Annotated in this window: 10 protein-coding genes and 2 pseudogenes; 7 read left to right on the forward strand and 5 right to left on the reverse strand. The window is 63.8% G+C overall.

The window, feature by feature from the left end:
* Positions 1 to 16: 16 nt before the first annotated feature.
* From G6N25_RS20590 to G6N25_RS20600, 3 genes and pseudogenes are all read left to right on the forward strand, one after another.
* Entirely contained in the window at positions 17 to 712 is a 696-nt protein-coding gene (locus G6N25_RS20590; RefSeq protein WP_083072539.1) for a cutinase family protein, read from the forward strand.
* 329 nt (positions 713 to 1,041) lie between these two features.
* Positions 1,042 to 1,206: pseudogene (locus G6N25_RS24000) on the forward strand (D-serine/D-alanine/glycine transporter); the annotation flags it as partial.
* A gap of 986 nt (positions 1,207 to 2,192) precedes the next feature.
* Positions 2,193 to 3,377 carry a hypothetical protein gene (locus G6N25_RS20600; RefSeq protein WP_142272478.1) on the forward strand — a complete coding sequence of 395 codons (1,185 nt, stop codon included), beginning with the start codon at positions 2,193 to 2,195 and terminating at the stop codon, positions 3,375 to 3,377.
* A gap of 197 nt (positions 3,378 to 3,574) precedes the next feature.
* Here the strand turns inward: G6N25_RS20600 and G6N25_RS20605 are convergent, their stop codons facing one another.
* The gene (locus G6N25_RS20605) at positions 3,575 to 3,772 is read right to left on the reverse strand and encodes a hypothetical protein (protein WP_083072542.1); all 198 of its coding nucleotides are present in this window, start codon (positions 3,770 to 3,772) and stop codon (positions 3,575 to 3,577) included.
* Positions 3,773 to 3,967: 195 nt separating this feature from the next.
* Here G6N25_RS20605 and G6N25_RS20610 point away from each other — a divergent pair, with 195 nt between their 5' ends.
* A complete protein-coding gene (locus G6N25_RS20610) occupies positions 3,968 to 4,795 on the forward strand; it encodes a glycoside hydrolase family 16 protein (RefSeq protein ID WP_083072543.1) in 828 nt (275 codons plus the stop codon).
* 11 nt (positions 4,796 to 4,806) lie between these two features.
* On the opposite strand, the gene G6N25_RS20615 is transcribed toward G6N25_RS20610, so the two are convergent.
* Positions 4,807 to 5,652: a class I SAM-dependent methyltransferase gene (locus G6N25_RS20615; RefSeq protein WP_083072544.1), complete on the reverse strand. Its 846-nt coding sequence runs from the start codon at positions 5,650 to 5,652 to the stop codon at positions 4,807 to 4,809.
* A 158-nt stretch (positions 5,653 to 5,810) separates the two neighbouring features.
* On the opposite strand from G6N25_RS20615, the gene G6N25_RS20620 reads away from it, so the two are divergent.
* Together G6N25_RS20620 and G6N25_RS20625 are read left to right on the forward strand one after the other, a co-directional pair.
* Positions 5,811 to 7,286 carry an amino acid permease gene (locus G6N25_RS20620; protein WP_083072545.1) on the forward strand — a complete coding sequence of 492 codons (1,476 nt, stop codon included), beginning with the start codon at positions 5,811 to 5,813 and terminating at the stop codon, positions 7,284 to 7,286.
* Between the two features lie 1,186 nt (positions 7,287 to 8,472).
* Positions 8,473 to 9,699 carry a hypothetical protein gene (locus G6N25_RS20625; RefSeq protein WP_142272479.1) on the forward strand — a complete coding sequence of 409 codons (1,227 nt, stop codon included), beginning with the start codon at positions 8,473 to 8,475 and terminating at the stop codon, positions 9,697 to 9,699.
* Positions 9,700 to 9,787: 88 nt separating this feature from the next.
* Here the strand turns inward: G6N25_RS20625 and G6N25_RS20630 are convergent.
* The 3 genes and pseudogenes from G6N25_RS20630 to G6N25_RS20640 form a co-directional block, all read right to left on the reverse strand.
* Positions 9,788 to 10,198 (reverse strand): annotated as a pseudogene (locus G6N25_RS20630) (VOC family protein).
* 4 nt (positions 10,199 to 10,202) lie between these two features.
* The gene (locus G6N25_RS20635; protein ID WP_083072592.1) at positions 10,203 to 10,652 is read right to left on the reverse strand and encodes a helix-turn-helix transcriptional regulator; all 450 of its coding nucleotides are present in this window, start codon (positions 10,650 to 10,652) and stop codon (positions 10,203 to 10,205) included.
* A gap of 30 nt (positions 10,653 to 10,682) precedes the next feature.
* A complete protein-coding gene (locus G6N25_RS20640) occupies positions 10,683 to 11,585 on the reverse strand; it encodes an NAD-dependent epimerase/dehydratase family protein (protein ID WP_083072593.1) in 903 nt (300 codons plus the stop codon).
* 290 nt (positions 11,586 to 11,875) lie between these two features.
* Here G6N25_RS20640 and G6N25_RS20645 point away from each other — a divergent pair, with 290 nt between their 5' ends.
* On the forward strand, positions 11,876 to 12,196 hold the full coding sequence (locus G6N25_RS20645) for a hypothetical protein (RefSeq protein ID WP_163672322.1): 321 nt from the start codon (positions 11,876 to 11,878) through the stop codon (positions 12,194 to 12,196).
* Positions 12,197 to 12,349 lie beyond the last annotated feature (153 nt).

Genomic DNA, 12,349 nt, shown 5'->3' on the forward strand with positions numbered 1-12,349 from the left:
GCTTTAACATCGTGCTGTGCGCTTTTCACGTACCCGTAAATCGGCTGGCATCGGCGTCGCGGCGGTCGCGATTGCGGCGGCGCTGACGCTGGTTCCCGTGCTGCTGCCGGCCGGGGCACCGGGGGCCGCGCGGTCGGCGGCCGCGGCGAATTGTCCCCAGGTCGAGGTGGTCTTTGCCCGCGGCCGAATGGAATCACCGGGGACGGGGGTCCTCGGCAACGCGTTCATCAACGCGCTCGAATCCAAGGTCAGCGGCAAGAGCTTCGGCACCTATGCCGTGAAGTACCCGGCCGACACGGAGGTCGACGTCGGCGCCAACGACATGAGCCGGCACGTCCAGTACATGGTCGACAACTGCCCCGACACCCGGCTGGTGCTTGGCGGCTACTCGCTCGGTGCGGCCGTCACCGACGTGGTACTCGCGGTGCCCTTCAACGCGTTCGGGTTCGACAACCCCCTGCCCGAAGGCACCGATCAGCACATCGCCGCCGTCGCGTTGTTCGGCAACGGAAGCCAGTGGGTGGGTCCGATCACGAACTTCAACCCGATCTACAACGACAGGACCATCGAGTTGTGTCACGGCGACGATCCGGTGTGCAACCCGGCCGACCCGAACACCTGGCACGACAACTGGCCCCAGCATCTCGCCAGCGCCTACATTCAGGCGGGCATGGCGAATCAGGCCGCCGACTTCGTCGCCGGCAAGCTTTAGGTGGGCGCCGCCGCGTTCCTCGTCCCGCGGCCTTAGTGATTGCGTTGTCCCGCAAGGTGATTCGTCGTGGGCGCGTCGTGGTGGTCACATTTGTCACTCGCGTCTCGGTTTTCGAGGCATATACCGTTGTGCCCGCCTCAGCGCGACAAAAAAGCGGTGGCTGTCGCTAGTAGGTGGGCACATCGTCGTGTGCCGGCCGGTGAGTGACCGATGTGACAAACGGGATTCACGCCCGACCCTGGCCGCCGAGCACTGGTCGCACGGGCTGTGAGGCTGGTTGTCGCCCTGCGGCACGGTCCCGTTCGCCGGTCATAGGACTGAGCTGCCGCGGCGTGCCGACGCCGGCTCTTGTGGTCGCGGCCGGGCTACTGGTGGCTTCCATTCCGCTGCTCTATGTCGGTGGTTCGGTGATGGGTGCTTTCACGATCGTGACCACCATTTCGTCGCTGTTGTTCATGTTCGTCTGGGCGGTAGATCGTCGCCAGCCCCACCGCCAGCTGCTGAGCGACCGGGTGTGGAGTCGACGTCGGACGAGCCCGTGAGCTGGATGTACTCGTGAAGAACCTAAGCCCGTGGGACTTTCGAGGGACTTTGGGCGATCGCTTCAGGGACGCGTGGCTCCGCAATCATCATAGGACCGAAAATATCCTGGTAACCAGGTTGTACATGCTTCACAGCAAACTATGGACCCTGCTACAATAGTTTAAAATGAAATTACCGATCGGTAGCACGCCGGTCCGCATTCGCCCGCACACTTACGATAGCTATCGCCGCAGCAATACATTTGTTCGCCAGGCCATACCGGAGCACTCTCGCATTTGCTAGGAGATACTGCCTCGCCGCCGATACCGACGTGGCCGGGCCGTTCTCGTCGCCGAGGCGCCGCCCAATCGTCTGCCCGCTCATCCCCCGCCACATGCAACGCCACGGTGGCTCGCGAGGCGCCTCGATCTGCGGTCCGCCTGATCTGCTGGAGCCAGGTAGCGGCGGTGACAACAACCCCTCTCGCGCCCACCGGGCCCACTGCTGCGCATTGTTTTACGATCCACCCAAGATAGGTGGTGGGGTGTGGCGTGCCCGGCCTTGCCCCAGGTGAACGCTTGTGATGACTCACCGGGCGTGATCGGTATTGGCTTGTGTCACAAGCGCCCACGGGCGCGTGTGCGCTGATGCTCCGTAGTTGCCTCCGACTCCACCGACGGTTTTCTCTCTCGTGTCGTGGTAGTGCGGACAAGCCGCACGACTGTTTCGCGATCAACGACGCCCCTCCGCTCCATTTCGATGCCGTCAATAAATGATTTTGGCGGACCATCCATTTAGTCTAAGCCCGGGGTAATAATTTCCTGTGCACTCTGAGCGGATTTGCCGCTAATTCATATCGCCACGGTTAATTGTCCGTTTTATTGCCGCAATTCGTACAACGTATTTCACGAGTACGTTTAACGCGTCGTTATCCAGAAACGCATAAAAGGAGATGGTCGTGGACCTCGCAGCCCGCCCCCACATCACCGCTGGAATCGCCCTGACCAGCGCCGCAGTCCTCACCGCCGGCCCGATCGCCCAGCACCTACCCGACCTTCACGTAGCCCAACACTTACGTGAGGTGAGCGTGTCCAACATCGCGCTCACCGACGCCGCCGACAGCATCGTCGACTTGTTCTCCGGGGCGGAAAGCGAACTCGCCTCGTTGGCCAGCGGAGCGGCCGCGGCCGCGGTGCCCGCGGCCGCCGCCAGCAACATCGTCAACCCGATCCAGACGTGGATTAACGCTTTCACGACGGCGGGCACCAATCTGCAGAACATTTTCAACACCTTCTACAAGCTTCCATTCGCGGTCGCCCAGCAGGTCGCCGCGAACTGGGTCTCGTACGCGGACACCTACGTCGGGTCATACCAAACCACCGCGGCCGCCGCGATCAGATACTTCACCACGCCTACCGGGTCGGGCTTTCAGCCGCTTATTCAGACGGCGCTCACCGATATCCAGGCGGGCAATATCAGCACCGCGGTGACCGTCTTATACCAGGCCTTCTACGAAGATCCAATCTCACTCATCTTGACGCCGCTCGAAAATATTCTGACAATCCCCACCCACATCACGCAGGAGCTCTACAACGCGACCCACTATCTGACGACCACCGGTATCGCCACCCTTGGTTTAGTCGGTCTCGAATTTCTGCCTTTGCAGCCGGTCACTGCACTCGGTACCAGTCTTCAAGCTATTGACAATGCATGGACCACTGGGGACCCGCTGGGGCTGCTGAGCAACCTGGTCAATACGCCCGGCGCGGTAACGAACGCGTTCCTCAATGGGGCGACAGGGAGCTATGGTGTGCTCAGCAATCCCATCGGTCTGCTTAACGAGCTAGCGAACGTTATGGCCCCAGCTCTCGCGAAGGCTATCGTCGCTCCCGGCGCGGTGAACGTCGCGACCGGCGGCAGCCTTTCGGGCGCATTCCAAGGATTAGTGAACCAGCTGACCAACGGCTGGCCATCCCTGACTCCTGTTGTCAACGACCTTAGTGCTGGATTAACTCAACTGTTGCAAAGCATCCCATCGGTCGTGTCGAATCTCCCGTCGATCTTGGGCAACGTCGCCGGAGCGGCTGGAGCGTTCGCAAATCAGCTGGGGACATTGTTCATCAACCTCCTCAAGTTGCTCTGAGTCCATTGATGGTCGCCGATGCGAGCCGGTGACCGCCAACGGCGATTGGCCCCCTTCCTTCCCAAGAAGGGGGCCAATCCGCTTATTGATGTGCTCCCTAGCTGGGCGGGCAACGGTCCACGGCATGACCTATGCCAGCCGGACGAATACGGCGGAACCGTGGCACAGCCTCGCCGGTCATACAGCTTCCGGAAGGGTCAGGCGGGCGTGTCGGTGCTGGAGTACACCTTGAAGTCGCGGATCACCTCGCCACCCGATGCGGCGGTGCGTCGCTGAGTCAGAGATGAGGGATGGCGGTGCATCGCTTTGCTGCGCTCCCGCGCCTGTCGCTGAGCCGCGATCCACACCGGATGTGACCGAAGGAAAATAACCGTCGCTTCCGATTCATCCGCCACGATCCCACTCCTCCCCGCGCACCCTGCAAAGCTACAAACGGTGGTTATCGGTTCTGGATTCAGAATGCCCAGCCACTTTAAGACCAAACCAGCGGCACCATGAGAATTGGCCATGAATTCGCCGCAATCCAGAGCCGCCGTCGCCCGTCGATCGTTTCGACCCCGTACAGCGTCGGCTGCTATCGTGCCTTGCTTATGCCGGAGATGGACCGCCGCCGCATGATGTTGACGGCCGGGATCGGCGTGCTGGCGGCCTCGCTGCCGGTCCCCGAGGCCCGGGCCTACCCGCGCCGACCAGGACCTCCCTCCGCGCCCAGCGGCCAGACCGGGACCTACATCTTCCAGGACGAGTTCGACGGCCCGGCCGGTTCGGCCCCCGACCCGTCGAAGTGGGCGGTGGCGAAGGCCCGCGAGCAGATCAAGGACCCGACCTACTGGGAGCGGCCCGAGAACATCGGGCAGTACCGCGACGATCGCCACAACGTGTTCCTCGACGGCAACTCCAACCTGGTGTTACGTGCCGCGAAAGACGGCCCCACGTACTACAGCGGCAAGATACAAAGCCTCTGGCGGGGCGGCGTCGGCCACACCTGGGAAGCCCGGATCAAGCTGAATTGCCTGACCGCCGGCGCCTGGCCCGCCTACTGGCTGGGCAACGAGGACCAGGGCGAGATCGACGTCATGGAGTGGTACGGCAACGGCAACTGGCCCTCGGCCACCACCGTGCACGCGAAAGCCAACGGCGGCGAGTGGAAGACCCACAACATCGCGGTCGACGGGGCCTGGCACACGTGGCGCACCCAGTGGGACGACGCCGGCATCCGCTTCTGGAAGGACTACGTCGACGGGGCGCAGCCGTACTTCGACGTGCCGGCCAGCTCCCTGCCGGATTGGCCGTTCAACGGCCCCGGCTACACCGTTTTCCCGGTCTTCAACCTCGCGGTCGCCGGCTCCGGGGGCGGCGATCCCGGATCGGGGACCTATCCCGCGGACATGCTCGTCGACTGGATACGCGTCTGGTAAGCGAACCCGGCTCAGCGGGTAAGGAGGGCTGTCGCGCTCCACGCCCTGCGGCCCGGGCGACGCGGGTCGGGCTGGGGTAGCCAGGCCGCCGGGTGCATGAACGCGGGCAGGCGATGGAACCGGTGCGCCGCCACCAGCAGCGATTCCGCCTCGACGGTGCGCCAGCCGAGGCCTTCGAAGTAGGCCAACCCGTTCTCGGGGGCGAACTTGAACGGCGCGTTCTGCAGCATGCCGGCCATCTTCTTGTTCATCATTCTCTTCAGGCCCGGGCCGGCGAAGTCGAGCATCCACCAGGCGACCTCGGGTCGCGCGATCGCTTCCGATAGCGCGACGACGTCACCGTCGTCGAGGTACATCAGCAGGCCTTCGGTCAATACCAGCGCTTTGCTGGCACCGTTCAGCGCGTCGTCGAGAAAGGCGCTTCGGGCCCGCGGATCGGCCAGGTCGACGGCCGTCCGGGTCAGCCGGCACCGCGGCGTCTGGTCGGCCAGCAGCTGCGTCTTTTCGGCGAGCAACGCCGGCAGGTCCGCCTCCACCCACGTGAACTCGGGTGGAAGCTGCAGGCGGTATGGCCGGGTGTCCAGACCGGCGGCCAGGTTCAGCACCCGGTCGCAGCCGTCGGCGATGGCCTGGGCGATGGCGTCGTCGATGATCTTCGTGCGTGCGACGAGCCACCAACCGTTGCGGGTCGACCGCGGCACCTGTGCGACGATCGCGCGGCCGTGTTCGCCGGCGAGGCGTTCGGCGAGCGGGTCGCTGAACAGCGCATCGGGACGCGCCGATTCGGTCGCCCGGTGCAATGCCGTCCACCGTGCCGTATCGGAAACATGGGTGATCGAGTGTCCCGTGCCTGCCATACGTTGCGTTATAGCATCCGCCGCTCGCGCGCCCGAGTTGGCCACCTTCGCCGTCGGGTGGAACGGCGTCGCCGGCAAAATAGGCGCGAGCCTGAAAGTAAGCAATCATGTGGTGTCCGGCAAACGCCAACGGTTCCTGACTGACGAGGACGTCACACATGTCGAACGATATCGCCGAACCCATTGGTGTCGACGCCGTCCCCCAGCTTCACCGGGGCCTGTCCAACCGGCACGTGCAGTTGATCGCGATCGGTGGCGCGATCGGCACCGGCCTGTTCATGGGATCAGGGCGAACGATCGCGCACGCCGGTCCGGCGGTGCTGGTGGTGTACGCGGTCATCGGGTTCTTCGTGTTCTTCGTGCTGCGCGCGATGGGAGAGCTTCTGCTGTCCAATCTGAACTACAGGTCGTTCGTCGACTTCACGGCGGACCTGTTGGGGCCCGCGGCAGGCTTTTTCGTGGGATGGTCGTACTGGTTCGCCTGGATCGTCACCGGTATCGCCGAAGTCGTGGCGATCTCGGGCTACTCGAAGTTTTGGTGGCCCGACGTGCCGGCGTGGCTACCGGCGCTGGTGACGGGCTGTCTGATCCTCTTGGTCAACGTGTTCAGCGTGCGCACCTTCGGGGAAATCGAGTTCTGGCTCGCGTTGATCAAGGTCGCCGCGATCCTGTGCTTCATCGTCGTGGGCGCCGTGCTTCTGGCGACCAATTTCGTTTCGCCGCACGGTGATCGCGCGACGATCGAAAACCTGTGGAACGACGGCGGATTCTTCGCGACGGGCTTCATGGGCATGGTCGGTGGATTCCAGATCGCGTTCTTCGCGTTCGTCGGCGTCGAACTCGTCGGCACCGCGGCGGCCGAAACGGCGAACCCGCGCCGCACCCTCCCCCAGGCGATCAATGCCGTGCCGCTTCGGGTGGCCATCTTCTACATCGGTGCGCTGCTGGCAATGCTGATCGTCGTCCCCTGGCGGCAGTTCCCCAGCGGCGCATCGCCGTTCGTGACGATGTTCTCCCTGGCCGGATTCGCGGCCGCGGCGTCGATCGTCAACTTCGTCGTGACCACCGCGGCCGCTTCCTCGGCCAACTCCGGTGTCTTCTCCACCGGCCGTATGCTTTTCGGCTTGGCGGACGAAGGGAGCGCTCCGGCGCGGTTTCGTCGGCTGAACCGCCGCGGTGTGCCGGCGCTGGCTCTCGTGGTCGGGGCCGCGCTACTGCTGACCTCCATCCCGCTGCTCTATGTCGACGGTTCGGTGATGGGTGCTTTCACGATCGTGACCACCATTTCGTCGCTGCTGTTCATGTTCGTCTGGGCGATGATCGTCGTCAGCTACCTGGTCTATCGCCGCCGGTACGCGCGGCGTCATGCCGATTCGTCGTACAAGATGCCTGCCGGCGTGGTGATGTGCTGGGCCGTCCTCGGCTTCTTCGCGTTCGTGATCTGGACGCTGTGCACCGAGCGCGACACCGCGGTTGCCTTGGCGTGGTTTCCCCTGTGGTTCGTGGTCCTGGCGGCCGGTTGGTTGATCGTCCGGCGCCGGCCCGGCCGGGCCGAGAGGTATCGCCAATTTCAGGCCGAGATGAACCACCCTATCGACAAGGACGCCGAGACGGCCCCAGTCGCGTCCGGATGATCGTGGACCTCGCAGCCCGCCGCACATTACCGCCGCAGTGGCCCTGAGCGAACTCTCTGGATGAGCCCGGTGAGGTGAGATCCTTGCCCGGCCGGCCGGGGGGCATGTGCACGCGGCGCGGAGTCGAACATCAGACGGCCCCCGAGCTGCGCGTACCTGTGAAGAACCTAAGCTCGTGGCACTTTCGAGAGACTTTGTTCGATCGATTCAAGACCGCGTGACTCCGCAATCCTCAAAGAGCGGGAAAATACCTGCTAGTAGGCTGAAAGCATGAGATCCAGCAAACTCTATCCTCGGTATAATAGTTAAATATGAAACTACCTATCGGTAACAGGCCAACCCGCATTCATCCTCACACTAAAGGTAGCTATTTCCGCGGCAATCTAATTGTTTGCCAGGGCATGGTGAGTGCTCTTGTGTTTGCTGAGGGACAGCGCTTATCGCCGACACCGACGCGGCCGCGCGGCGTTCATCACCACGGCGCTGCCCGCCACGATGACCTTGCGAGGCACCTCGATCTGCGGCCCCACCTGATCAGCCGCAGCCAGGTAGCCGTCGGCGAGGACAACCCCTCCGGGCCCACTGCGCTCACTGCTGCTTCGGGGTGACTGCTCTACCCCCGCCGCCACCCCCCGGTGCACCGGTTTACGGCCCCACCTCAAGAGAGGTGGTGTGCTCGGGCGTGTCCCGAGCGGAGCGCCATCGGTGAGGTGCCGGACGCGCCCGGTATTGACTTGTGCCACAAGCGCATGCCGGCGCACTCCGGTCTAGCGGGCGCTGAGCCGCCGTGGTCGTCTCCGAATCCGGCCAGGGTTACCTCCTTGTGTCCGTGGCGGTACGACACGCCGCGCGACTGGTTTTCCCCGCTCGCTCACCTGGCCCCGCTGAGGGCGCTAGGTGATGAAATCCACCGGCATGTTGAACGGGGTCACTGTCTGGGTAGGAGCGGATCGAGGCGCTCACATCGTGGCGTTGTCGACACCCGGACCGATGCCGTGTCACGTTGCTTTAGTGCCGTCAATAAATGATTTTAGCGGGCTGTCTATTAGCCTAATTCGGACAATGGCTTTTGCTGCATACGTATATCGTTGTAGGTGAATTGCCTATTCGATTATCGCGATTCGTTCGCAGTATTTCACAGCTACATTCAATTCGTCATTATCCAGAATTTACTAAGGAGATGGTCGTGGATCTCGCAGCCCGCCCCCACATCACCGCTGGAATCGCCCTGACCAGCGCCGCAGTCCTGGCCGCCGGCCCGATGGCCCAGCACCTACCCGACCTTCACGTGGCCCAACAACTACGCCAGGTGAGTGTGTCGGCCATCAATCTCACCGGTGCCGCCGATAGCGTGGTGGACTTGTTCGCCGGTGTGGAGAATGAGCTTGCCTCGCTCGCGGGCGGGGCAGCCGCGGCCGCTGTGCCGGCTAGCCTTCTCGGCGGGGTCCTTAACCCTGCTGCGGCGTTTAATGATCCGCTGGCGGTCAACCCGATCCAGACGTGGGTCAGCCTCTTCCAAAACGCGGCTTCCAATGCGCAGTATCTTGGGAATTTGTTCATGAAGGCGCCGTTCCCGGTTGCGCAGCAGGTTCTCGCGAACGGATCGTACTACGGCACCGAATACGTTTCGGCATATCAAACCGCCGCGAATGCCGCGGTGACCTGGATTTTTGGAACTAAGGCCGGTGTAAGCTTGGGGCCGGTTTTCCAGGCGGCGTGGAGTGAGTTGGCAGCGGGTCAGGTTTCTCAAGCAGTTACGTCTCTATACAACGGGCTTTGGGAGACTCCGTTCGTATCGATCGGCGAACCGCTGGAAGGCATCCTGAAGATCCTGCCGCAGGTGGCGACAAACTTGCAGAGCGGTCTTACTTACACGACTGGCGGCGCGCTTAACCTTTTTGGTATCGAGGGCTTCCTCGGGGTGCCTAATGCAGTGCAGAAAACGTTGGGCGCCAGTGGCCAGGCTATTTACAATGCGTGGGTCGCGGGGGATCCGATAGGAGTGCTGACCAATGTGGCCGACCTTCCAGGCGCGACGTTAAACGGGCTGATTAACGGCGCGCCGTCGGGTGCCACCATTACTAATGGGATACTTAGCAACGCTAGTACGAAGGGCAACGGTCCGGTTTACAGCCTGGTGAATACGATCTTGCCGACCTTGACCAAAGATATCGTCACTCCCAAGGCGCAGAATATCCTGGGCGGTGGCAGCCTGGCGGCGGCGTTCCAGAGCTTTGCGAATCAGCTGATGAATGGCTGGCCGTCGCTGAACAGCATTACTAGCGCCATCAGCAATGGGTTCACGCAGACCCTGCCTGCGCTCTTGCAGGGTATCCCCTCGCTGTTGAACCAGGCCGGAGGGTTTATCAGCAGCTTGGGAACGTTGATTATCAACCTGCTCAGGCTGCTCTGAGTCCGTCGGTGGTCGCCGATGCGAGCCGGTGACCACCGACGGCGATTGGCCCCCTTCGCCAAGACAAGAAGGGGGCCAATCGGCATGCTTAGCGCAGTTGTTGGATGCGGATCAGGTTGCCCGCGGGGTCGCGGACCGCGCAGTCGCGCAGTCCGTAGGGCTGTTCGGTTGGCTCCTGGACGATGTCGGCGTCGCTGGCTTGCAGCCGTGCGAAGGTGCCGTCGAGATCCTTGGTCGCCAAAAGGAGCATGGCGTAGGTGCCCTTGGCCATCATCTCGGCGATGATGCGGCGCTCGTCATCGGTGATGCCCGGGTTGGCCGCCGGCGGGTTCAGAACGATGGACGTGTCGGGTTGATTCGGGGGCCCGACGGTGATCCAGCGCATCGTGCCCTTTCCCACGTCGAGGCGGACCTCGAAGCCGAGGATGTCGCGATAGAACGCAAGGGAAGCTTACGGATCGTCGTGCGGAAGGAAGCTCGAGTGAATGGTGATGTCCATGGCGTCAGGCTAGGTGCGGCCCCGTGACGGGCGCTTCTCGATTCCTGATCGGTCTGCTCACCTGCTTCGCCACGCACGGCGGCATCCCCGCCGTGTCGTCCACCGCCTGGCGCCGATAGGTGCTGGGCGGCACGCCGACCAGCTCGGCGAAGCGAGTGCTGAAGGTGCCCAGCGACGAGCAGCCGACGGCGAAACAGACCTCGGTGACGCTGAGGTCGCCGCGGCGCAGCAGCGCCATCGCGCGCTCGATGCGTCGCGTCATCAGATACGAGTAGGGCGATTCGCCGTAGGCGCGCCGGAACTCGCGGCTGAGGTGCCCGGCCGACATGTGCACCCCGCGGGCCAGCGCCTCGACGTCCAGCGGCCGCGCGTACTCGCGGTCCATTCGGTCGCGGACGGATCGCAGCAGCGCGAGGTCGCGCAAGCGCTGCGCCGCGGCTCGTCTGTTGGTCACGTGGGCGTTATCGCCTTTTCCCACAACACTTTACGAGCCGACCAGCTCCGGGTGGAACTTGGTCGCCATCCGGCGAAGCCCATCGCGCCAGTCGACCGTCGTGCCGCCGATCAGCTCGCGCATCCGGGCCACGTCGGTGGGATTGCCCCGCAGCGCCTGCTCACTCTCCTCGAACACCGGCTCCCGGCCGACGAGCGAACCCAGGTAGGCGCACCACTCCTGCAGGCTGACCGCCTGCTCGCCGCACCAGTTGACCGTGGTCGCCGGGACCGACGCCGCCCCGAGCAGCTTCGGGATGGTCACGATGACGTCGTCCTCGTGGATCGGGTTGTAGCGGGCCGGTCCGCCGGGCGGGACCGGGATCGGGATGCCGGCCAGCATCATCTCCATGTGGTAGAACGGCCACCCGCCGTTGTCGCCGTACGGCACGTTGAGCCGGGCGATGGTGGTGGGCACGCCGAGGGCGCGCGCCATCGACCGGGCGACGACCTCCCCGGCGATCTTGGAGATGGAATAGGTGGGGAACAAAGACTTGTGATTGTCGCCCAGCGCGGATCGCTCGGTCCGGGGTTCGTTGTCAGGCGGGTCGTAAACGGCCGCCGAGGAGCAGTGCAGGAACGCCTTCGCGTTGCGGCAGTGGGCCATCAGCAGGCCGACCGATTCCGCGTTGGCGCCAAGGTCCTTGTCCCAGTTGCCGCTCTTGGCCACCGCCAGGTTGAGGACGTAGTCGAAATCGGTTGGCAAACCAGTGAAGTCACCGGCGGCCAGGTTGACAGTCTGGCAGTGAACCCCCGCCTTCTCGAGGCCTTCCCGCACGGCGGTATTGGTGAACCGCGCGATCCCCCACACCTCGTTGTCGGCCGCGAGGGCCTGGGCGATGGGAGTGGCGATTTGTCCGGTCGGGCCGGTGATCAGAATCTTTGAGCCGCGCATGCGCTGATGGTAGGCGACCGCTGAATTGGCGCCGCATCGCGTTGGTCGTTTCGCGGGGAACGTGCCGCCGGGATATCGGACCGCCTTGTGCGCCACGATGTCGCGAATCCATCCCACCATGGGCGGGGCGGGCTCGACGACGAACGGTGGCTCCGCGGAAGCGCGGACACGGAAATGTCAGCTGGCGCATTGACTTCCTCGGCGTTGCCGCGGCTCGGGACCGATCCCGTGGCCCCTTTAGGGCCGATGGTCCCTACCCTGCGGGGTACTCATGAAACATGATTCGAAGCATGACAGAACCCCGGTACGACGACCCCAACGAACGGCCAAGCAGGCTGGGTCAAGTCGCGGCAACAGTAGGCATCATCGCGGGTGTCGTGTTCGTGGTCGCCGTGGTCTTCTTCTCGGGAGTCCTCTTGGGTGGATACTACGGTGGCTACGGCGGTTTTGACGGGCGCTCGGTCTACCAGATGGGCCCCGGTGGGAAAGCGGGCGCCTGTCCCATGATGGGTCGGGACGGCATGATGGGGCCCCGCCAAATGTCGCCCGGCGGAATGATGGGGCCAACCGTGTTGCCGCCCACGCCAACACCCGGCATGCCCTCCCCCTAGGAGGGAGCTGGCGCCGAGTCTGCGTTCATGGCATCGAGTCTGCGCTCAGCGCTAGCTTTTTCGGCTCGTCGCCGCCGTCACCGCAGTCTCGGCGCCCCCGTTCGGTCGCAATGCCTGCCGAACAGGTCCCGCTCGGACGTTCACCGGCCAGCC

It is taken from the genome of Mycobacterium heidelbergense, assembly GCF_010730745.1.
Taxonomy (GTDB): domain Bacteria; phylum Actinomycetota; class Actinomycetes; order Mycobacteriales; family Mycobacteriaceae; genus Mycobacterium; species Mycobacterium heidelbergense.

Bases quoted from the DNA above. Each gene is read 5' to 3' on its own strand.
- G6N25_RS20640 (WP_083072593.1), bottom strand. From the start codon at position 11,585: ATGCGCGGCTCAAAGATTCTGATCACCGGCCCGACCGGACAAATCGCC.
- G6N25_RS20645 (WP_163672322.1), top strand. From the start codon at position 11,876: ATGACAGAACCCCGGTACGACGACCCCAACGAACGGCCAAGCAGGCTG.
- G6N25_RS20620 (WP_083072545.1), top strand. From the start codon at position 5,811: ATGTCGAACGATATCGCCGAACCCATTGGTGTCGACGCCGTCCCCCAG.
- G6N25_RS20615 (WP_083072544.1), bottom strand. From the start codon at position 5,652: ATGGCAGGCACGGGACACTCGATCACCCATGTTTCCGATACGGCACGG.
- G6N25_RS20610 (WP_083072543.1), top strand. From the start codon at position 3,968: ATGCCGGAGATGGACCGCCGCCGCATGATGTTGACGGCCGGGATCGGC.